The following is a 21,094-nucleotide window of genomic DNA, read 5'->3' as shown; positions in this document are numbered from 1 at the left end:
GGGGTGCAGCCGCCGCCACCGGTGGAGACCGTCCAGGTGAAGCTCGTGGAGGCCGACTTGCCCGCCGCGTCCGTCACCGTGACGGTGACGTTGGAGGTGCCCGCCGTGGAGGCGGTACCGGTGATCGCACCGGTCGAGGAGCTGATCGACAGACCGGCCGGCAGGCCCGTCGCCGCGTACGACAGCGGGGCCGTACCGCCGGAGGCGCTGATCTGGAGGCTCACCGCGCCGCCGACGGCGGTGGACTGGTTGCCCGGGTTGGTCACCGAGACGGCGCCGCTGCCGGCCGGCTTGGTGAGCAGGCAGCCGGCCACGTTGAGGTCGATGGCGCGGGTGGAGGAGTTCAGGCAGGTGGTGAACCAGTACGTCTCCTCGCCGTAGCTCTGCCCCTTGTAGGCCTTGGTGGTGCCGTCGGCGGCCACCTCGCACGGGTTGTTGAGGGTGCACATGGCGCCGTCGTCGTTGCCGGTGTTGTTGATGCCGATGATCCGCCCGCTGGCGGAGTCGACGATCGGCGAACCGGAGGTGCCATGGGTGGTGTTGCAGCCGGAGCTGTAGCGCAGCGAGTCGTGCCAGGTCCACTCGTCCTCGCGCAGGGTCGGCACGAAGCCGTTGACGGAGCAGTTCCAGACCTGCTTCCAGTACGACGAGGGTATGTACATCGACGCGCCGTCGGTCGGGTGGGTGTCGCTGACGGTCAGTGCGGTGGCGCCGTACTTGGAGCTGATCGACCCGTAGGTGTCGGTGAGCTGGTAGAGCGCGACGTCGGTGCCGGTCATCGTCGCGTAGAGCACCTTGTCGGCCTGGACGGTGCCCAGGCTGTTGCCCGCGCCGTCGAGCAGGGTGCCGCTGCGGCTGGCGGTGGCGTTCTGGATGACCTGGCCGGCGGAGGGCATGGTCGGCAGGCAGTGCCCGTTGGTGAGCATCAGCGCGCGGTCGCCGGCCACCGAGGTGGGGTAACGCACCAGCGAGGCCGAGCAGTTGCTCAGGGCGATGGTGGAGGTCAGGTCGGCCGCCCGGACGGCGTGCGCGGGGGCGGCGGCGAAGGCCAGCCCGCCCGCGACCACGGCACCCGTGCCGGCCACCGCGACAAGTCTCTTGAACATGGCTCTCCTTGTGGGGGATCGCGGGGTGTACGACTGGTCGCCGAGGCCCGCGCCGGACGAAAGTGCCATGGCCACTTCAAGAGGTCAACCGTTGTGACGGAACTCGCCACCGCCCGGGGCGGGCCGTGCCATCAGGCGGCAACGACCCGTCCCGGTATGCCCGTTACGGCTGCGGGAAGGCGTTCGGATCCACGTCGCTGGTCCTGGCGTTGCCGTCGGCCACCGGCTGGAGGGTGATCTCCCAGGACGTCGCCGTCCGGCCCGTCTCGAACGGGAAGGTGTCCTCGAACCTGGTGAAGTGGCAGCTCTGGGTGAAGGCCTTGGCATCCGGGTCCCAGTCCGCGCCCCCGGAGACGTAGACCTCGTACGTGCCGTCCTCCACGCCGTCGACCTGGGCGTGCTGCCCCTTGCCGACGAAGACCGAGTGCACCGCCTTGCCGTCCAGCGCGAGCGACACCACGGCGTCCGTGCTGCCGCCGTTCTCGACCTTGAACAGGCCCTCCCCGCGCAGCTTCCCCTTGCGGACCATGGTGCCGTTGTCCAGCGAGCGGGACTGCTGCTGGGGCAGCGGCGGCACCGCGAAGGTGGTCGGGTAGCCGGCCGCCGCCATCGTGGCGAGGGCCGCCGACACCGCCGCCAGCCCCGGGGAGGCGCCCAGCCGGGCCTCGGCCGAGCCCAGCGCGCAGAGCTCGTGGGACTTGATGCCGCTGCGGACCTTGCCCGCGTCGGCGGCGAGCGAGGTCATCGCCGCCACCAGCTCGGTCTGCGCCGCGGTGACCGCGGGCGGCTCGTCCGCCGTGCCCAGCGCCCGCGCGGCGCCCTGAGCGCTGGCCGCCACGGCGCCGAGCACGGTGTCGAGGTCCCCCAGGCTCTGGGCGCCGGCCACCTGGCCGAGCGCGGTGGTGACCGGGTCGACGCTCGCACCGAGCACCGGCCCGTACGGAGCCCTGGTCGGCGTCGCCGCCGGCCGCGCGGAGAGCGCCGGCCCCGGCGCGGCCGAGCCCCCCGCCGAGCCCCCCGTCGAACCGCCGCCGGAGCACGCCGCCAGCACCAGCGCCGCACCGGCGGCCAGACCGGCCCTGCCCACGAACCGCTCGGACCCCATCACTCCCATGACCCCACCCCCGGGACACCGGACCGCGCGCACACCGCGCGGTCACGCGGTCACACATGGTCCCGAGCACGAACGAGCGCCGTCAACCCATTACCCGGCAGTCACCTGCCAGGGCCCGTCCCGGGGCGTTCGCGGAGGTCAACTACGATCGGCCCGTGCTCAGTCTCACCGGACTCCCGCTCCAGATCATCGCCTCGGTCCTCGCGATCGCCGTCTTCGCCGCCACCATGTGGCTCTGGCCGCGGTTCGGCGGGAAGGGCTGGAAGGCCTGGCTGGGCCGGATCGGCGCGTTCCTGGCCACCCAGGTGTCGGTGCTCGCCGCGATGGGCCTGATCGCCAACAGCTACTTCGGCTTCTACAGCTCCTGGACCGACCTGCTCGGCACCAGCGGCGGGCTCGGCACGGTCGTGGACCACCAGCCCAACGCCTCCGGGGTGTCCGTCACCGGCGAGCAGAAGTTCTACTCCTCCCAGGGCTCGGACCCGGAGCGCTCCGGCCTGATCCAGAAGGTCGACGTCAAAGGAGCCGGCAGCGGCCTGACCACCGAGGCCTACGTCTACCTGCCGCCGCAGTACTTCCAGCCGGAGCACGCCCGGCAGCGCTTCCCGATGGCGCTGGTGCTCACCGGCTACCCGGGCACCCCGGAGAAGCTGATCTCGCTGATGCAGTACCCGGCCTCCACCCTGGCGGCGATCGAGCAGAAGAAGCTGCCGCCGACCGTCCTGGTGATGACCCGCCCCACCCTGGTCGGCGACCGGGACACCGAGTGCGTGGACGTGCCGAACGGCCCCCAGGTGGAGACCTTCTTCACCAGCGACCTGCCCAAGGCCCTGGCCACCACCTACCGGATCGGCACCGACCCGGCCAACCGCGCCGTGATCGGCAACTCCACCGGCGGCTACTGCGCGCTCAAGTTCGCGCTGCGCAAGCCCGACTCCTACCGCGCGGCCGTCGCCCTCTCCGGCTACTACAGCGCGGCCCACGACCCGACCACCGGCGACCTGTTCGGCGGCAGCGCCCAGCTGAAGCAGGAGAACGACCTGCTGTGGCGGCTGAAGAACCAGCCGCCGGCCCCCGTCAACCTGCTGCTGACCACCGCCTACGACGAGAACAACTACGACGAGACCAAGGCCATGGTCGCCGCCTTCAAGGCCCCCACCACGATGTCGACCATCACCCTGGACACCGCCGGCCACAACTTCCACACCTGGACCAGGGAGATCCCCCCGGCCCTGGAATGGCTGGGCCGGCACCTCGCCGTACCGCCGTCCGCCTGACATCTGCCCGGATCACACGCGCCTCACAGCCCCGTCTCACGGTTCTCTCAGCCGCGCCGCCGACGGTATGGCGCATGACCACGAGCAGCTACCCCCCTCCGGCCGGCGAACCGTGGCCGGAGGCCGCGCACCACCCGCCGCCGCAGGTGCCGCGGCCGGATCCGGTCCGGCCGGCCCCGGCACCGCTCTTCCCCGAGCAGCCCCTGCCGCCGGCCGGCCCCGAGGGGGTCGCCTCCTGGTCCGGCCGGCTGCGCACGCTGCCGGCCCGCGCCTGGCGCGGGCGCGCGGACGACCCGCGCTGGGCGCACCCGGCCCTGCTCGCGCTGCTGGCCGCGACCGCCGTCCTCTACCTCTGGGGCCTGAGCGCGTCCGGCTGGGCCAACTCCTTCTACTCGGCCGCGGCGCAGGCGGGCTCGCAGAGCTGGAAGGCCTTCTTCTTCGGCTCCTCCGACGCCGCGAACTTCATCACCGTCGACAAGCCCCCGGCCGCGCTGTGGCCGATGGCCCTGTCGGCGCGGCTCTTCGGCCTGTCCTCCTGGTCGGTGCTGGCGCCGCAGGCGCTGATGGGCACGGCCACCGTCGGCGTGCTGTACGCGACGGTGCGCCGCCGCTTCTCCCCGCTCGGCGGCCTGCTGGCGGGCGCCGCGCTGGCGCTCACGCCGGTCGCGGCGCTGATGTTCCGCTTCAACAACCCGGACGCGCTGCTGGTGCTGCTGCTGACGCTGGCCGCGTACGGGCTGGTGCGGGCGGTCGAGGAGGCGGGCACCCGGTGGCTGGTGTTCACCGGGGCGGTGTTCGGCCTCGCCTTCCTCACCAAGACCCTCCAGGCCTTCCTGGTGCTGCCCGCCTTCGCGGTGGTCTACCTGGTGGCGGCGCCCACCGGCCCCTGGCGCCGGGTGCGGCAGCTGCTGCTCGCGGGCGCGGCGGCGGTCGTGGCCGGCGGCTGGTGGGTGGCGGTCGTCGAGCTGCTGCCCGCCTCGGCCCGCCCGTACGTCGGCGGCTCGCAGGACAACAGCTTCCTGTCACTGACCTTCGGCTACAACGGCCTCGGCCGGCTCAACGGCGACGAGACCGGCAGCGTCGGCGGCGGCGCCCGGATGCCGACCGGGCTCGACCTGCCGGCCGGCGCGGCGCGCGGCGGCGGCCGCGGCTGGGGCGAGACCGGGCTGACCCGGATGTTCGGCACCGACATCGGCGGGCAGATCGCCTGGCTGCTGCCGGCCGCGCTGGTCCTGCTGGCCGTCGGCCTCTGGGCGACCCGCCGCCACGCCCGCACCGACACCGCCCGGGCCGCCTTCCTGCTCTGGGGCGGCTGGCTGCTCACCACCGCGCTGGTCTTCAGCTTCATGTCCGGGATCTTCCACCAGTACTACACGGTGGCACTGGCCCCGGCCGTCGCCGCGCTGGTCGGCATGGGCGTGGACGGGCTGTGGCGGGCCCGGCACCGGCTGCCCTGGGCGGCGGTGCTGGCCGGGACGCTCGCGGTGACGGCCCTGTGGGCCTTCGTGCTGCTCGGCCGCAGCCCGGACTTCCTGCCGTGGCTGCGCTGGGCGGTGCTGGTCGGCGGGCTGGCGGCGGCGACCGCCCTGGCCGCCGGGCCGCTGGTGGGGCGGGCCTCCGGCCGGGCCGGTGCGCGGATCGCCTCGGTGGCGGGCCTGGTGGGCCTGACGGCGGCGCTCGGCGGCCCGGCGGCGTTCGCGGTGGACACCGTGAACTCCCCGCACACCGGCTCGATCGTGACGGCGGGGCCGCGTGTGGCGGGAGCGTTCGGGCCGGGCGGCGCGGGCCGGGCGGGCGGCGCGGGCCGCAAGGGCTTCCCGGGCGGCGGCACCGGCGACGGGCGCTGGTTCGGCCCGGGTGGCCAGGGTGCCCGTGGCGGGCAGGGCGTCCCGGGCGGGCAGGCGCCGGGCGGGCAGGGCGGCGAGGGCTTCCCCGGTGGGTCCGTCTTCCCCGGCGGGTCCGTCTTCCCCGGCGGCGGCACCGGCGCGGGCGGCGGCGGGCTCCCCGGCGGCGTCCGGGACCGGGAAGGCGGCGGCACGGCCGGCGGCCCGCCCCCCGGCGGCATGGGCGGCCTGCTGGACGGCCCCAAGGTGACCGACGAGGTCGCCGCCATGCTCGAGCAGGACGCCGACCACTACACCTGGGCGGGCGCGGCGATCGGCTCGCAGACCGCGGCCGGCTACCAACTCGCCACCGGCGAACCGGTGATGGCCCTCGGCGGCTTCAACGGGACCGACCCCTCGCTGACCCTGGAGGGCTTCCAGCGGTACGTCCGGGAGGGCAAGGTGCACTGGTTCATCGGCGCGGGCGGCTCCCACCGCGGCTTCGGCGGCGCGGGCGGCGGCGACGGCGCTCAGCAGACCGAGTCCGCCCGGATCGAGGCGTGGGTGACGGCCCACTTCACCGCGAAGACCGTCGGCTCGACCAGCTTCTACGACCTGACGGCCCCGACCTCCTGACGGCCGCCCTGCACCCCGGAAGGGGGCGTGCCGCAACCCGCGGCACGCCCCCTTCCGCCGTCCCCGGACGCCCGCTCAGTCGGTCGGGCAGTGCGTCCCGGCCTCCGGCAGCCGCCCGTCCACCAGGTAGGCGACCACCGCGTCCCGCACGCAGGTGCTCCGGTAGTAGGCCATGTGCCCGTCGCCGTCCCGGGTGAGCAGCACGCCGTGCTCCAGCCCGTCGGCCAGTCGCTGCGCCCAGGCGTACGGGGTGACCGGGTCGCCCGTGGAGCCGATCACGAGGACCGGCGCGCTGCCCGGCGCACGGACGGGCTGCGGCGTCTCGGGCGAGCGGAACGGCCAGGCGCGGCAGTCCGGGGCGAGCAGGGTGCCCGCCGGGTCGTGCGCGCTGGTCAGCGGGGCCCGGACGGCGAGTTCGGCGAGGGCCGGGCGCAGCTGCGCCTCGTCGGGGGGCGGCGGGCCGTCCGCGCAGGAGATGGCGGCGAAGGCGTCGGCCACGGTCTGGAAGCGGCCGTCCTCGCCGCGGCCGTAGACGCCGTCGGCGAGGGCGAGCAGGCTCTCGCCCTCGCCCCGGGTGACGGCCGGTTCGAGGGACTCGCGCAGCCCGGGCCAGGCCTGGTGGCCGTCGGCGAGCGCGTCCAGGACGGCGCCCCAGGCGGGCGCGGCGGTGAGCGTGCGGCCGTCGGCGGTGTGCAGGGGGTGGTCCCGCAGGCCGTCCAGGAAGCGGGCGAGGCGCCGGGGGGCGGTGGCCGGGTCGGCGCCGAACGGGCAGTCCGCGCCGTCCTCGGTGGCGCAGTCGGCGGCGAAGGCCCGGAAGCCGTCCTCGGCGGCGGCGGCCTGCTCGACGCCGAGCCGGGCGGCGTCGACGCCGTGCTCGACGGCGCCGTCGAGCACCAGCCGGCCGGTGCGCTCGGGGAACTCCTCGGCGTAGCGGGCGCCGAGGTGGGTGCCGTAGGAGAAGCCCAGGAAGTCCAGCCGGCGCTCGCCGAGGGCGCCGCGCAGCACGTCGAGGTCGCGGGCGGTGTCGCGGGTGCCGACGTGCGGGAGCAGGCCGGGGTAGCGGGCCTCGCAGGCCTCGGCGAGGACCCGGCCGCGGTCGTAGGCCGGGTCGTCGGTGGCGATCCACTGCTCGCGGGTGCGGTCGTCCAGGCACTGGAGGACGGAGGCGTCGCCGGTGCCGCGCGGGTCGAAGCCGACCAGGTCGTACCGGTCGTGCAGCGGCCCCTGGTAGTTCTTCCATCCCCAACGGACCAGGTGGACACCGGAGTTGCCGGGACCGCCGGGGTTGAGCACCAGTGAGCCGAGCCGGTTCTCCCGGTCGGCGGCGGGCACCATGTCGAGGGCGACGTCGAGGGTGGGGCCGGCCGGGTCGGCGTAGTCCAACGGCACCCTGAGGGTGGCGCACCGCACGACGGCCGTGTCCGGGTCGGTGCCGTCGTCACCGTCGCAGCGGTGCCAGTCGATCCGCTGGTCGTAGAGCGCGCGCAGGGCGGGCGCCGCCGCGGGGGCGACCCGTTCGTCCAGCGGCGGCCGGGCGACCGGACGGGCGGTGCCCGTACAGCCGCTCGACAGCGCGAGGGCGAGGGCGGCGGCGAGGGCGGGCAGAACGCGCCCGGCCGGCCGCGGGAGCAGGGAGGTCATCGGGGCCACCGCCCACGAATACCACCCGGACCGCACCCGGCGCACACCGCACCCGTTCCGCCGCACCCCCGGCCACCTGGGCTTAACGTTTCGTCAGCCGCCGCACTGCTGGAGCATGGCCTTCTTGTCGGCCTCGGTGACGGGCAGCTGGTACTTCAGCGAGACCTGGGCGAAGCGCACCGCGTAGGCGCAGCGGATCTCGGTGTTGGCGGGCAGCCAGGCGGCCGGGCCGGAGTCGCCCTTGGAGGCGTTCTGCGAGCCGTCGGCGGGGATCAGGTTGAGCGGGTCGTTGGCGATCTGGACGCGCTTGGCCTTGTCCCACTTGCCGGCGCCCATCTGCCAGTCGTAGGAGAGCGGCATCACGTGGTCGATCTGGATCTTGGAGGCCTGCTGCTTGGTCCACTGGACGCTCTTGCCGGTGTACGGGTCCCAGATGGTCATCGCGGTGACGGTGCAGTCCGAGCCGTCCTTGCGCTCGACGCCGGTGCCGTCGCGGGCGAGCAGGTCGTTGCGGGTGTCGCACTTGTTGCCGCCGAACGGGACGCCCTCGACGTTGTCCGTCCAGGCGGGGCCGAACTCGTTGCGGTCGTAGCCGTCCTTGGTGCCGGCGGCGGCGGTGGCGACCCTGGCGATGACGTCGCGGCCGGCCTTCTGCTCCTCGGGGGTGGTCAGCGGCGCCAGGCCGGGCTTGGTGCCGTCCGGGTTCTGCAGCGGGCTGGTGCCGGTGGCTCCGGTGGCGGCGCCGCCACCGCCCTTCGGCCCGGTCGGCGTGTGGTCTCGGCCCCCGACCAGCCAGCCGACCAGCGCGAGCGCGCATATCAGGAACACGGTGGCGGCGGACAGCGCGGTGCGGCGGGCGGGCACGGAGAACTCCCGGGATCAGGGGTGGGTTGACGGCGAACCAGCAGACCAGCCGCCCCAAGAGCGGGTCAAGTCGACGCCACGCGAACGCTCCGAGCATGTCGAAGCTCACATCCGCGCCCGTGTTCCCGAGCTTGCCTGTATCCGCCCCCGCCCGTCCGGCCGGTCAGCCGCCGATCGCGGACATCGGGCGCTCGGGCCGGACGAACTCCACGCTGCCGATGGCGTGTCCGGGCCCCTTGCCCGCCAGCGCGGACCGCCAGGCCGCCTCGATCCGCGCGTCGCCCGCCCCGCCGCGCAGCAGCGCCCGCAGGTCCGACTCCTCCGTCGCGAACAGGCAGGTGCGCAGCTGCCCGTCCGCCGTCAGCCGCACCCGGTCGCAGCCCCCGCAGAACGGCCGGGTGACGGAGGCGATCACGCCCACCACCGCGTCCGTGCCGGCGATCCGCCACTCCTCCGCCGGGGCGTGGCCGGCACGGCCGACCGGCACGAGGTCGAAGCGCTCGCCCAGCACCGCCAGCACCTCCTGCGCCGTCACCATCGACGCCCGGTCCCACGCGCCCTGCGCGTCCAGCGGCATGGACTCGATGAACCGCATCCGGTAGCCGTGCCGGACGGCGAACTCCACCAGCTCCACCAGCTCGTCGTCGTTCACCCCGCGCACCGGCACCGCGTTCACCTTCACCGGCCCCAGCCCGGCCGCCCGCGCTGCCGCCAGCCCCGCGAACACGTCGGCGATCCGGTCCCGGCGGGTGAGCGCGGCGAAGCGCTCCGGGCGCAGCGTGTCCAGGCTGACGTTCACCCGCCCCAGCCCCGCCGCCGCCAGCCCGGCCGCCGTCCGCGCCAGCCCGATCCCGTTCGTGGTCATCGACAACTCGGGCCCCAGCGAAGCGATCCGCCCGACCAGGCCCGCCAACCCGCGCCGCAGCAGGGGCTCCCCACCGGTCAGCCGGACCGAGCGCACCCCCAGCCGCTCCACCGCGATCCGCACCAGCCGCACCACCTCGTCGTCGTCCAGCACCTCGGCACGGCCGAGCCAGGCCAGGCCCTCCGCGGGCATGCAGTAGGTGCAGCGCAGGTTGCAGCGGTCCGTCAGCGAGACCCGCAGGTCGGTGTGGACCCGGCCGAAGCGGTCCACCAGCGGGGCGGCTGCGGCGGGCGCGGGCTTGCCCGGTGCGGTGGGCCGGGGAGCGGGCTCCCCCAGTGCGGTGTGCTGCGGCTCGGGCTTGCCCGGTGCGGTGTCCATCGCCCCAGTACAGGCGGCCCGGGCCCGGCCCGGCCAGCGGCCGAACCGCCGGGCCCGGGCCGCCGCGCGCGGCCTGCCGTTGTGGGTTCCCACAATGCGCGCGCCCCCCGCGAGCGGGCAGGCTGGCCCCATGCGCAGCGCACCGACACCCCCCGGGCCGGGCCCGGTCGCCGCCCTGGTCCTCGCCGCCGGGGGCGGGCGGCGCCTCGGCGGGCGGCCCAAGGCGCTGCTGCGCTACGGGGGCCGGCCGCTGGTGGAGCACGCGGTCGCGGTGGTGCGGGCCGGCGGCTGCGCGGACGTCACGGTGGTGCTGGGCGCCGGGGGCGAGCGGGTGCGGGCCACCGCGCACCTGCCCGGCTGCCGGCTGGTCGGCAACCCGGACTGGGCACGGGGCATGGGCTCCTCGCTGCGCGCCGGGCTGGCCGCGCTGCCGCCGCGGGCCGCCGCGGCGCTGGTGATGCTGGTGGACACCCCCGGCGTCACCCCGGCCGCGGTGGCCCGGCTGCTGGCCGCCCACCGGGCGGGCGCCGAGCTGGCCGCGGCGGCCTACCGCGGACGGCGCGGGCACCCGGTGCTGATCGGCGCCCGGCACTTCGCCGAGGCCGCGGCGGGTGCCCGCGGCGACGCCGGAGCCCGCGCCCTGCTGACGGCGCGCGCGGCGGAGCTCGTCCTCGTCGAGTGCGCCGACGTCGCCGCCCCGGACGACCTCGACACCCCCGCCGACCTGGCCCGCTGGTCCGCCGGGTGAAGGCCCCGGCCCGACCTGCCCGGCATCCCCCTCAGGAAGGATTCCCCCGCCACCCCGCCGGGCAGGACCCCCTGATCCGTCCCTGAGGATTGCCCCATTCCGCGTCCGGCGCCGGACATTTCGGGGAGCATGGGGTACGTCCCACCCACCCGCACACCGACGGACGGAGCCCGCGATGGCCGGACTGCCCGACGACTTCACCGGACACGACCCCACACGGCCGGGGCCGGGCGGTGGCGCCCGGGCCATCCGCTGCCCCGCCTGCCGCCGCGAGCACCTCTACGAACCGCCCTCCCTGCCCTGTCCGTGCGGTGCCTCGCTCAAGGTGCCGCTGCTGCGCGGCGGGGTGCCGGTGCAGGTGCGCTTCCGCTCCTGGGAGGACTCCTGGCTGAGCATGCGCTGCCCGCACTGCGGCCGCTCCGACCAGTGGCCGCAGCCCGAGTTCACCTGCAACTGCGGCGCCACCGTCCGGCTGCCCGTGGACCGCGCCACCCGGCTGGGCTCCGGCACCGCCGCCCCGCTCGCCGCCCCCGGCCCGCAGGCCGCCCGCCCGTACCCGGCCCACCCGGTGAACGCGCCCGCCCCGGCCCCGCCCGCCCCGCCCTCGGCGGGCCGCTCCCGCCCGTTCCGCCACCGCGCGCCGTTCCGCCCGCACCCGGTGCGCACCTCCCAGGACGCGGTGTTCACCGCCGCCCGCTACCTGGAGTGGCTCGGCTTCGACGACCTGGAGCTGACCGAGGCCCAGGAGCGTGACGGCGTCACCCTGCTGGGCAGCCGGATGGTCGCCCAGGTCGACACCTGGACCGAGCCCGCCGACGTGAAGTCGGTCGAGTGCCTGTGGCTCCAGACCCTGCACGCCGAGGAGACGGCCGCCGCGATGTTCACCCTCGCGGGCTATTCGCACCAGGCCACCGTGCGCGGCGAACAGCTGCTGGTCGCCCTGTTCAGCCTGGACCTGGCGGGAGTGCCGCAGCCCGCGAACGGCGCCGCCGAGGCCCTGATGGAGACCGGCTGGACCTCCTGACCCCCCGGCGGCCCGCCGGGCCGCCCCCTCTAGATCATTCTCCTCCCAAAATCAACAACCTTCGCTCGTGATCTGGTGCACAAGCTCACCCCCGTGTTGAATTGCCGCCACAGTGCGGGCCTTTCGCCCTGTCGTCGTCATGCGTACGGGTCGTGGCGACAGGGCCTCAGGGGCAGGTCCGCGCCCTTGCCGGATGGCGCACACAAGGAGGTGGCGTTGTCGGAGCACGGATGGGACCCGAGCAACCCGGGCGGGCGGGGGCGGGCGGAGGAACCGGGTGACACCGTGTGGCGGCTGAGGTCCCGGGGGTGCTGGCAGGAGGCCGCCGAGCTGCTGCGCCCGGCCGCCGAGCACGACCCGGACGCGGCCCTGGGGCGGGCCGAACTCCTCATCGAGCAGTGCCTGTTCACCGCTGCCCACTGGCCCCAGGCGGAACAGGCGCTGCGCCTGGCGGAGGCCCTGGCGGCCGGCACCGAGCAGCGCGCGGCCGCCGCCTGCGCCCGCGGCTTCCTCGCCTACGTGGCGAGCGTGCTCGGCCCGCGGGACCGGTTGGACGAGGCGCAGGCCGCCCTCGGCCGCACCTCGGCCCTGCTGCCGCCGGACGCCCCGGGCCGCCCGCTGCTGGACTTCCGGCGCGGACTGGTCGCCGAGAACCTGCTGCGCGACCGCAGCGCCGCCTGGATCGCCTACCGGCGGGCGCACGACGGCGCCGGCGAGCGCGGGGACGAGCTGCTGCGCTCGTACACCTGGCGGCACCTGGCCGCCCTGGCGCTCTCGCGCGGGGACCGCGGGAACGCCCGGGAGGGCTTCGACGCCTCCCTGCGGCTGCGCGAGCAACTCGGCTTCACGGTGGGGGTGGCGCCGGCGCTCGCGGCGCTCGCCGAGGTCTCCGAGCCGCCCGAGGCCGCACGGCTGCGGGCCGAGGCGGCCCGGCTGGTGGCGGCGCTGGGCGGCGTGCCGGTCTGGCTCGCGCGGCAGCTGGGGGCCGGCCGCGCGCCGGAGGCTCCCCCGGACGGGCGCATCACCAGCGAGAGCCGGGGAACGATCAGCTAAGGTGAGGCTAACCTGGCCGGGGGGAGCAGTACCCCGGCCGGGTCGCCTTGCCGTTCCCCGGGCACCGCCATGCCCCGGTCCGGCCGCGTCCGGCGGGCCACCGCCGCCGGGCACCGCCGGGCGGACCATGGGCGCCCCGGTCGACCCGATGGGGCCGCCCATGACCGCGAGCAGCACCCGGCCCGGCCCCCGGCCGCGCGCCCCCCGCGCCCCCGGGGCGCGCACCACCGAACCCGCTCCTGCCCCCACCACCCCGGGCGCCCCCTCGTACCACCGGCTCTCCGGGCTCACCCGCGTCCTGACGGTGCGCTGCGGACCGCCCCCCCGCGAGGACGGCTGGCGGCCCGTCGCCGACCTCACCGCCCGCCCCGGGGCCGTGCGCGAGCTGATCGCCCACGACGCCCGGCAGGGGCTCGCCCGCTACGGGCGGCCGCTGCGGCCGGACGTCGCGGCCGGCTTCGGGCTGCACCGCTTCGTCTGGCCGGTGTCGCTGCTGTTCACGCTGCCGTGGTTCCTGGAGCGGCGCGTCCCGCTGCTCTCCCCCGGGGACGTCGCGCTGCGCCGGCACCCCGAGACGGTCGAACTCTCCGTCCGCCCGGCGGGGTTCGCGTGCCTTCCGGAGGATCCGGCGGCGCGGGCGGGGGCGGTGTCGGCTCTGGGGGCGGTGTCGGCTCCGGGGGCGGCGGCCGGGCCGCAGCAGGCCCGGACGGTGCCCGACGAGGCCGCGCTGGCCGCCGTGCTGCGGTCCGCGCTGGGCGGGTTCCTGGCCCCGGTGCTCACCGCCTTCGGCCCGGAGGCGCGGCGCGGGCCCCGGGTGCTGTGGGCGATGGCCACCGACGCGGTGGTGGAGGGGCTCTGCTACGCGGGCGGGCTGCTCGGGGAGCAGGAGCGGGCCCGCGCCGAACTGTCCGCGCTGCTGGCGCCCGGCGAGTGCGTCGAGCCCGCGTGCACGCCCGGCGCGGACGGCCGCCCCGCTCCGGCTCCGGCCCCGTTCACTCCGGGCGCCGGCTTCGCGCCCCCGGCGCCCGGAGGCGAGCACGCGCCGGCCCCGGACCGGGCCCGGGCCAGCTGTTGCCTCGTCTACACCGCGGATCCGCGGGACATGTGCGGCGGCTGCCCACGCGTCACGCGGCGTTGACGAATACCCGTGCGACACCGCCCGCGAAAAGCCCGCAATTCCGGGAACAACCCGCTGCTCATTCCTCCGACCGTGCGATGGTCACCGGGTCGGAAATCCCTCTCCTCAGCGCATTGACGGCGAATCCGCCGTTCCCCCGCCGGGCATCGGCCATGATGGTCCCCGCCATCACGACGCAGGAAAGCGACGCAGGAAAGCGAGGCTGGTTCCGGCGATGAAATTGTCCGACATACCGCTCGGATGGGCCCTCACCGTGGTCGCGGGGCTGCTGGTCAGCGCGCTCCTGGTGGCCCTGCTCCGCGGCCGCGGGTCCGCCTCCGCCACGGCCGGCCCGGATTCCTGGGAACGGTCCGAGGAACGCCGCCGCCGCAAGGAATCGCTGTACGGCGGCGCCTCCTACACCCTGTTGTTCTGCTGCGCGGGCGTCGCGGCCGCCCTCTCCTTCCACGGCCTGGTCGGCTTCGGCGTGCAGAACCTCGGCCTGTCCGGCGGCTGGGAGTACCTCGTCCCGTTCGGCCTGGACGGCGCCGCGATGTTCTGCTCGGTGCTGGCCGTCCGCGAGGCCAGCCACGGCGACGCCGCCCTCGGCTCCCGGCTGCTGGTCTGGCTCTTTGCCGGCGCCTCGGCCTGGTTCAACTGGGTGCACGCCCCGCGCGGGCTGACGCACGCCGGCGCGCCGCAGTTCTTCTCCGGCATGTCGGTCTCGGCGGCGATCCTGTTCGACCGGGCGCTCAAGCAGACCCGCCGGGCCGCCCTGCGCGAGCAGGGCCTGGTGCCGCGCCCGCTGCCGCAGATCCGCATCGTCCGCTGGCTGCGCGCCCCGCGCGAGACCTACGCGGCGTGGTCGCTGATGCTGCTGGAGAACGTCCGCAGCCTGGACGAGGCGGTGGACGAGGTGCGCGAGGACCGGCGGGAGCGCGCCGCCGAGAAGCAGCGCCGCAAGCTGGCCGGACGCCGGGAGCGGGCCGAGATCCGGGCGATCAGCCGCTCCCACGGCGCCTGGCGGCGCGGCCCGGCAGCCCGGCCCGGCGGGCCCGGCGCGGAGCCCGTACCGGCCGCCGGGTCGGAACGGGTCGAGGTGGAACGGGTGCCGGCATCGCCCGAGCGCCCCGCGGTGGAGCGTCCGGCCGCGCCGCGCGAGGTGGGACCGGCCGAGGGTGCGGTCGTCCAGCCGGGCCTGCCGGCCCGCCCGGAGCGGCGCACCGTCGACCTCACCCCGGAGGAGGACACCATCCCGCTGCCCCGGCTGGAGTCGCTGGAGCGCAAGCTGAAGGACCTGGAGCAGCAGTTCGGCTGACCGGCTCCGGGGGAGCGCCCGGGGGCCCGCCACCGGGCGCTCCCCCGGCGCGGGGCGCTCAGGCCGCCCCCGACGCCCCGCTGAGCTCGAACCACATCCGTTTGCCGGAGCCGCGCGGCTCCACGCCCCAGGAGTCCGCGAGTGCCTCGACCAGCATCAGACCGCGCCCGGAGGAGGCCTGCTCCCCCGGCGTCCGGCGGGTCGGCCAGAGGTCCGACTCGTCCTCCACCTCGACCCGCAGCCGGGCCCGGCCGCCGTCCGCCTCCGGCTCCCGGTAGAGCCGGGCGGTGAACATGGCGTCCCGGTCGGTGTGCCGGATGGCGTTGGTGACCAGCTCGGAGGAGAGCAGCTCGGCGGTGTCGATGAACTCGGCCACACCCCAGCGGCGCAGCGCGTCGCGCAGCTCGGCCCGGACCTCGGCGACCCTCGCCAGGTCGGCCTGGCCGATCCGGCGGCGCAGCTGCTGGGCGGCCAGGCCGCCGGCCGGGCCGTCCCAGCGCAGGAGCAGCAGCGCTATGTCGTCCTCGCGCTCGCTGGAGTCGGCGGCCTGCGAGGCGATCCGGTCGGCCAGCTCCTCCAGCGGGTCGCGGGCGGCCTCCGCGGCCTCGGGCAGCGGACGGGCGAGCACCCGGGTGAGCCGGTCGACGCCCTCGTCCAGGTCCATGCCTCGGGCCTCGACCAGGCCGTCGGTGCACAGCAGCACCGTCTCGCCCGGGTCCAGGCTGAACCTGGTCACCCGGTACTCCTGGTCCGGGTCGATGCCCAGCGGCAGCCCGCCGGCCACCGGCACCACGGCGGCGGTGCCGTCCGCGCGGCGCACCACCGGGTCGAGGTGGCCGGCCCGGACGGCGTAGACCACGCCGTAGTCCACGTTGACCTCGGCGTAGGCGCAGGTCGCGAAGTGGTCGGTGTCCAGGTCGGCCAGGAAGCGGGAGGCACGGGCCATCACGGCGGCGGGCGGGTGGCCCTCGGCCGCGTAGGCGCGCAGCGCGATCCGCAGCTGGCCCATGATCCCGGCGGCGTGCACGTCGTGGCCCTGGACGTCGCCGATCACCAGGCCGACGTGGCCGCCGGGCAGCGGCACCACGTCGTACCAGTCGCCGCCGATCTGGAGGCCGGAGCCGGCCGCGAGGTAGCGCACGGCGGTGGTCACGCCGGGGACGGAGGGGACGGTGCGCGGCAGCATCACCCGCTGGAGGCCCGCCGCGAGCTCGTGCTCGGCGTCGTGCAGCCGGGCCCGGGCCAGCGACTGGGCGACCAGTCCGCCCAGGGTGGTCAGCAGGGTGCGCTCGTCGGCGTCCAGCTCGCGCTCGTCGTCGAAGCTGACCACGCAGACGCCGATCGCCCGGCCGCTGGCCACCAGCGGCAGGTAGGCCCAGGAGCCCCGGCCGGTGCGGCTGGTCGGCTCCCACACCTCGGGGTAGCCCTCGCGGAAGTCCTCGCGGGTGGAGACGAAGACGGGTGTGCGGTGGCGCAGCGCCTCGGCGGCCGGGTGGCCGGCGGGGAGCACGGTGCGGTCCCAGACCGCCAGCGCGTCGGAGCGGTAGCCGGAGGCGCCGAGGATCTGCGCCCGTCCGGCCTCGAAGGAGGCCAGCACCAGGCCGTCCGGCGGCAGCCCCGGCAGCGGCAGCTCGGTGAACACCCGGGCCACGTCACGCACGGTGACGGCTTCGGACAGGGCGCGCGCCGCCTCCTTGATGAACCGGGAGCGCTCCTCGCGCAGCAGGGCCATCCGGTCGGCGTGGTCCCGCTTGTGCAGCTCGACGGTGGCGTCCCAGACGAAGCCGACCATCCGGGAGGCCCGGCCGAAGGCGTCGGCGAGCACCCGGCCGCGGAAGCGCACCGCGCGCATCCCGCCGTTCGCCCCGACGGTGCGGTAGTAGGCGCCGCACTGCCCCAGCTCGGCCACCGCGCGCTCGACCCGGCGGCGCACCACGGGGGCGTCCTCGGGGTGCAGCAGGGCGAGGAAGGAGGCGGCCGTCCGGTCGAAACGGCCCTGCGCCAGGGCATCCATCCCGACGATCGCGCAGGCCCGCTGGTCGCCCTCCAGGACGTCGCGGCGGATGTCCCAGTCGAAGGAGCCGATGCCGTTGGCCGCCATCGCGGGCTCCAGCCAGTCCGGCATGGTGTCCGCGGAGGAGGGCGGCAGTCCGCCGGACAGCACGGGCGCCAGCCGGGCGGCGGCGAGGCTCGGCGAGGGGCGCGCCGCGGAGCCCCGGCGGGAGGACTGGGCCGGCGGGCGGGCCCGGCCGGTCCCGGCGGTGGTGGGGCCGGCGGCGGGCTGCCCGGAGGTGCGCGGCTCCACGGTCCCCGGCGCTACGGCTCGCGGCTCGACGGTCCGCTGTTCGACGGTCCGCGGCTCGACGACGGGCGCCGCGCCGGGAGGAAGCGCCGGCCCCGGCGACTCGGGCTCACTGGGCATGCTGCTCCTGCCGCTGCCGTGGCGGACCGCGCCGACCGTCCGGACGGGCCGCGTGGCGGTGTGGTGGGTCGTGCTGGATAGGACGGTGCGACGGGCGGTGGCCGGTCGAGGTTCGGTCTCCCCGCTGCTTCCCGCACGTGGACACACGTTCCCACCATCCTGGCCAATGTTCGGCCGAGCGGCAATGCCAACGGGCCGGAAACCTTCCGTTCCGCCTTCTGTTCAGGGCTTGCTTCGACAGCGAATCAATCGACGTCGAACAATCGTACGGTGCCGTCGGCCGCGCCGGGGCGGCGGGTCCGGCTCCCGGCTCCCGGCGCCCGGTCGGCGGCTCCCGGCCGGCGGCTCCCGGCCACCGGCCACCGGCTCCCGGCTCCCGGCTCCCGGCGCGGGCGGACGCACGGCCCGGACTCACGGCGTGGCGAGTTCGAACCAGGTGACCTTTCCGTCGCCGCGCAGCTGCACGCCCCAGGAGTCCGCGAGCGCCTCCACCAGCAGCAGGCCGCGCCCCGAGGTCGCGTACTCGCCCTCCGGATCGCGCCGCCGCCCGGGAAGTCTGCTGGTGCTGTCCTGCACCTCGATGCGCAGCCGGTGGTCCGAGCCGAGCACCGCGTCGAACACCGCACCCTGGCCGGTGTGCAGCAACGCGTTGGTGACCAGCTCGGAGGAGAGCAGCTCGGCGGTGTCGGACAGCTCCGGCACCCCCCAGTGGCTCAGCGCCGAGCGCAGCTGCCGCCGGACCGCGCCCACTCCGACGAGGTCCGCCGGGTCGAGCGTGAGGTGCAGCCGCCGGTGCAGGGCGCACCCCGGAGCCGGCGCGCCCGGCAGGGTCGTCCCGGTGGTGCCGGCCGGGCCCTGGGCCGGCCCGGACCGGTAGGCGTCGCCGGAACCCGTCCGCTGCCGCGGGAATCGCGACTGACCGTCCATCAACACATGCCCCCGCCCTGAAATCCGGGCCCCCGCCTCCGGATCCCCCGCCGGCCGGTGGCCCCCTGGTTCTGACCACTCATCCTCATGCCCAGTTGACGGCGTTTGCAACAGTGTGCGTCCGATCACGTGGGGTGAAAGGGGCACGGGGTGGTCCGCGTGATCCAACTGCCCGCGCCGGACAGGTTTGCGAAGCGCAGCGGCCGTTTTCGAAGACACCTTCCCCCGATCCCGCGCACACCCGGCGCCCGTCCGAGCCGTGCGCCGGGCCGCGCGCCCCCTGCCCCGCTCCCACCGCGCGCCGCCCCCGCTCCCGCGCTCACCCCGCTCCCCCGCCCGGCGGGCCGGACCCCGGCGGAGCGGCAAGGCTGGACAGGTCGGCCCGCTGCGGGTTCAATGGCCGGAGATGTTTGAACGGCGTTCTAACATCGGTTCCGGCCGCCGCCGAGGCCCGGGACCGGGCCCGCGGGCCCCGAGCCGCCCCCTCCTCTAGGACACGATGATGACCACCCCCACGCCCGCCTCGCTCGGCTACCGGATGCCCGCCGAGTGGCACCCCCACGACCGCACCTGGATGGCCTTCCCCACCGCCAACCCCACCTTCGACGGCCCCGAGCAGCTGGACGCCGCCCGCCGGGCCTGGGCCGCCGTGGCGGACACCGTCGTCCGGTACGAGCCGGTCACGCTGGTCGTCAACACCGGCGAGACCGAGCAGGCACGCGGGTACGTCTCCGAGAAGGTCGAGATCGTCGAGCGCCCGCTCGACGACGCCTGGATGCGCGACATCGGCCCCTCCTTCCTGATCGACGGCAAGGGCTCGGTGGCCGCCGCCGACTGGATCTTCAACGGCTGGGGCGCGCAGTCCTGGGCCCGCTGGGACAACGACCAGCACATCGCCGAGCACGTCGCCGAGCTGACCGGCGTCCGGCGCTTCGCCTCCCGGCTGATCAACGAGGGCGGCGGCATCCACGTCGACGGCGAGGGCACGGTGCTGGTCACCGAGACCGTCCAGCTCGGCGAGGGCCGCAACGCGGACCGGACCAAGGAGGAGGTCGAGGCCGAGCTGCACGCCTTCCTCGGCACCACCAAGGCCATCTGGCTGCCGCGCGGACTCACCCGCGACTACGACGAGTTCGGCACCCGCGGGCACATCGACATCGTCGCCTCCTTCGTGCGCCCCGGCGTCGTGGTCGCCCACGTCCAGCCCGACCCCGCGCACCCGGACCACGAGGTCTGCCGCGAGCTGGTCGCGATCCTGCGCGCCTCCACCGACGCCCAGGGCCGGCCGCTGGAGGTCATCGAACTGCCCGCCCCCACCGTCCTGCTGGACGAGGACGGCGAGCCGGTCGACTACTCCTACATCAACCACTACGTGGCCAACGGCGCGGTCGTCCTGTGCGCCTTCGACGACCCGCGCGACCAGGAGGCCGCCGCGATCCTCGCCGAGGCCTACCCGGGCCGCACCGTCGAACTCGTCGACGCCCGGGAGATCTTCGCCAACGGCGGCGGCATCCACTGCATCACCCAGCAGCAGCCGAAGGCGGTCTGACACCCTGGCCGGGCGGGGGCCGTACACCGGCCCCCGCCCGGGCCCGGCCCGCCGTTCCGCGCCCCGTCCCCGGGCTCCGGCCCACCCCGAGGAGATCCGCCCATGGCCGACCCCCGTCCGCGCCGGCCGGCCCGCCCCCGCGAGGAGGTCCTCGCCGCCGCCCGGGCCGCGATCGCCGAACACGGGCTCGCCAAGCTCACCATGGCCGGGCTCGGCAGAGAGCTCCGGATGAGCGCCGGGCACCTGCTCTACTACTTCGGCAGCAAGGACCACCTGCTGCTGGAGACCCTCCGCTGGAGCGAGGACCAGCTCGGCGCCCGCCGCCGCGAGGCCCTCGCCGACCGGGCCCTCGACCCCTGGCAGCGCCTCGACGCCTACCTGCGCCTCTACCTCCCGGAGGCGGCGGGCGACCCGCGCTGGATCCTCTGGGTCGAGGTGTGGGGCCGCTCCCCCGCGAGCGAGGAGATCCGCCGGGGCCAGCAGGAGATCGAGGCCCCCTGGCAGGCCGACCTGGTCGCCCTCATCGAGGAGGGCACCGCCGCCGGCTGCTTCACCGCCGGCCCGGCCGCCGACCGCGCGGTGCAGATCCGCGCCCTGCTCGACGGCCTCGCCGTCCCCGTCGCCATCGGCCTCCCGGACGCCCACCGCCCCGCCGCCCTCGCCCAGGCCACCGCCGTCACCGGCATCCTCCTGCGCAGCTGAGCCGCACGCGGGACGCCGGGTCCGCCGACACCGGTACAGCCCACGGCCCACGCCCGGACCGCGCACGAGAAGTCGGACCCGCCGACTTCCTGTGCAAGGACGACCCTGGGGCACCGTGCGCTCACCCACGCACCCCACGGCCCACAGCCCCGCGCGTGGGAAGTCGAACCCGCCGACTTCCTGTGCACGGACGACCCCGAGCCACCGTGCACTCACCCACGCACCCCACGGCCCACAACATCGCACGCGAGAAGTCGAACCCGCCGACTTCCCACGCAAGCGCAGCCCCAGGTCACTCCGTCCAGACGGCTGCGGCAGCGCGATCGTCGGCATAGCCCCTGGCCCGCCACTCCGCGCGTAGGAAGTCGGACCCGCCAACTTCCCGTGCAAGGACGACCCCGGGCCGCAGTGCACTCACCCACGCACCCCACGACCCACAGGGGCGCACGCGAGAAGTCGAACCCGCCGACTTCCCACGCACGGACAGCCCCAGGTCACTCCGTCCAGACGCCTGCGGCAGCGCGATCGTC

At 75.8% G+C, this 21,094-nt stretch carries 16 protein-coding genes; 9 read left to right on the top strand and 7 right to left on the bottom strand.

What is annotated here, in order from left to right; genetic code table 11:
* Both ACH5AR_RS15825 and ACH5AR_RS15820 read right to left on the bottom strand, forming a co-directional pair.
* A partial coding sequence (locus ACH5AR_RS15825; RefSeq protein WP_396301954.1) for a putative Ig domain-containing protein occupies positions 1–1,106 on the bottom strand: 1,106 nt, incomplete at its 3' end.
* Positions 1,107–1,269: 163 nt separating this feature from the next.
* Positions 1,270–2,220 carry a hypothetical protein gene (locus ACH5AR_RS15820; RefSeq protein WP_396301953.1) on the bottom strand — a complete coding sequence of 317 codons (951 nt, stop codon included), beginning with the start codon at positions 2,218–2,220 and terminating at the stop codon, positions 1,270–1,272.
* Positions 2,221–2,375: 155 nt separating this feature from the next.
* Here ACH5AR_RS15820 and ACH5AR_RS15815 point away from each other — a divergent pair, with 155 nt between their 5' ends.
* Positions 2,376–3,497 carry an alpha/beta hydrolase gene (locus ACH5AR_RS15815; protein WP_396301952.1) on the top strand — a complete coding sequence of 374 codons (1,122 nt, stop codon included), beginning with the start codon at positions 2,376–2,378 and terminating at the stop codon, positions 3,495–3,497.
* Between the two features lie 74 nt (positions 3,498–3,571).
* A complete protein-coding gene (locus ACH5AR_RS15810; RefSeq protein WP_396301951.1) occupies positions 3,572–5,956 on the top strand; it encodes a glycosyltransferase family 39 protein in 2,385 nt (794 codons plus the stop codon).
* A 75-nt stretch (positions 5,957–6,031) separates the two neighbouring features.
* On the opposite strand, the gene ACH5AR_RS15805 is transcribed toward ACH5AR_RS15810, so the two are convergent.
* The 3 genes from ACH5AR_RS15805 to moaA all read right to left on the bottom strand — a co-directional run bounded on the left by ACH5AR_RS15805 (position 6,032) and on the right by moaA (position 9,704).
* Entirely contained in the window at positions 6,032–7,597 is a 1,566-nt protein-coding gene (locus ACH5AR_RS15805) for an alpha/beta hydrolase (RefSeq protein ID WP_396301950.1), read from the bottom strand.
* 93 nt (positions 7,598–7,690) lie between these two features.
* On the bottom strand, positions 7,691–8,461 hold the full coding sequence (locus tag ACH5AR_RS15800) for an HNH endonuclease family protein (protein WP_396301949.1): 771 nt from the start codon (positions 8,459–8,461) through the stop codon (positions 7,691–7,693).
* Between the two features lie 163 nt (positions 8,462–8,624).
* Complete coding sequence (gene moaA / locus ACH5AR_RS15795) at positions 8,625–9,704, bottom strand: GTP 3',8-cyclase MoaA (RefSeq protein ID WP_396301948.1); 1,080 nt, start codon at positions 9,702–9,704, stop codon at positions 8,625–8,627.
* Positions 9,705–9,834: 130 nt separating this feature from the next.
* On the opposite strand from moaA, the gene ACH5AR_RS15790 reads away from it, so the two are divergent.
* The 5 genes from ACH5AR_RS15790 to ACH5AR_RS15770 all read left to right on the top strand — a co-directional run bounded on the left by ACH5AR_RS15790 (position 9,835) and on the right by ACH5AR_RS15770 (position 14,964).
* Complete coding sequence (locus ACH5AR_RS15790) at positions 9,835–10,452, top strand: NTP transferase domain-containing protein (RefSeq protein WP_396301947.1); 618 nt, start codon at positions 9,835–9,837, stop codon at positions 10,450–10,452.
* 175 nt (positions 10,453–10,627) lie between these two features.
* Positions 10,628–11,476, top strand: a complete 849-nt coding sequence (locus tag ACH5AR_RS15785) for a hypothetical protein (protein WP_396301946.1) — start codon at positions 10,628–10,630, stop codon at positions 11,474–11,476.
* 216 nt (positions 11,477–11,692) lie between these two features.
* Positions 11,693–12,529, top strand: a complete 837-nt coding sequence (locus ACH5AR_RS15780; RefSeq protein ID WP_396301945.1) for a hypothetical protein — start codon at positions 11,693–11,695, stop codon at positions 12,527–12,529.
* Between the two features lie 160 nt (positions 12,530–12,689).
* Positions 12,690–13,667 (top strand): (2Fe-2S)-binding protein, encoded by a 978-nt coding sequence (locus tag ACH5AR_RS15775; protein ID WP_396301944.1) that lies wholly within the window; start codon positions 12,690–12,692, stop codon positions 13,665–13,667.
* Between the two features lie 214 nt (positions 13,668–13,881).
* Positions 13,882–14,964 carry a DUF2637 domain-containing protein gene (locus tag ACH5AR_RS15770; RefSeq protein ID WP_396301943.1) on the top strand — a complete coding sequence of 361 codons (1,083 nt, stop codon included), beginning with the start codon at positions 13,882–13,884 and terminating at the stop codon, positions 14,962–14,964.
* A gap of 58 nt (positions 14,965–15,022) precedes the next feature.
* On the opposite strand, the gene ACH5AR_RS15765 is transcribed toward ACH5AR_RS15770, so the two are convergent.
* Both ACH5AR_RS15765 and ACH5AR_RS15760 read right to left on the bottom strand, forming a co-directional pair.
* Complete coding sequence (locus ACH5AR_RS15765; RefSeq protein WP_396301942.1) at positions 15,023–17,386, bottom strand: SpoIIE family protein phosphatase; 2,364 nt, start codon at positions 17,384–17,386, stop codon at positions 15,023–15,025.
* Between the two features lie 411 nt (positions 17,387–17,797).
* On the bottom strand, positions 17,798–18,313 hold the full coding sequence (locus ACH5AR_RS15760) for an ATP-binding protein (protein WP_396301941.1): 516 nt from the start codon (positions 18,311–18,313) through the stop codon (positions 17,798–17,800).
* A 499-nt stretch (positions 18,314–18,812) separates the two neighbouring features.
* On the opposite strand from ACH5AR_RS15760, the gene ACH5AR_RS15755 reads away from it, so the two are divergent.
* Both ACH5AR_RS15755 and ACH5AR_RS15750 read left to right on the top strand, forming a co-directional pair.
* On the top strand, positions 18,813–19,862 hold the full coding sequence (locus ACH5AR_RS15755; RefSeq protein ID WP_396301940.1) for an agmatine/peptidylarginine deiminase: 1,050 nt from the start codon (positions 18,813–18,815) through the stop codon (positions 19,860–19,862).
* 102 nt (positions 19,863–19,964) lie between these two features.
* The gene (locus ACH5AR_RS15750; RefSeq protein ID WP_396301939.1) at positions 19,965–20,564 is read left to right on the top strand and encodes a TetR/AcrR family transcriptional regulator; all 600 of its coding nucleotides are present in this window, start codon (positions 19,965–19,967) and stop codon (positions 20,562–20,564) included.
* Positions 20,565–21,094 lie beyond the last annotated feature (530 nt).

The organism is Kitasatospora sp. NPDC018619 (genome assembly GCF_044391605.1).
Taxonomy (GTDB): Bacteria; Actinomycetota; Actinomycetes; order Streptomycetales; family Streptomycetaceae; genus Kitasatospora.
Note: the sequence above shows the minus strand (reverse complement) of the source record. Positions and strands in the feature narration are given on the sequence as shown.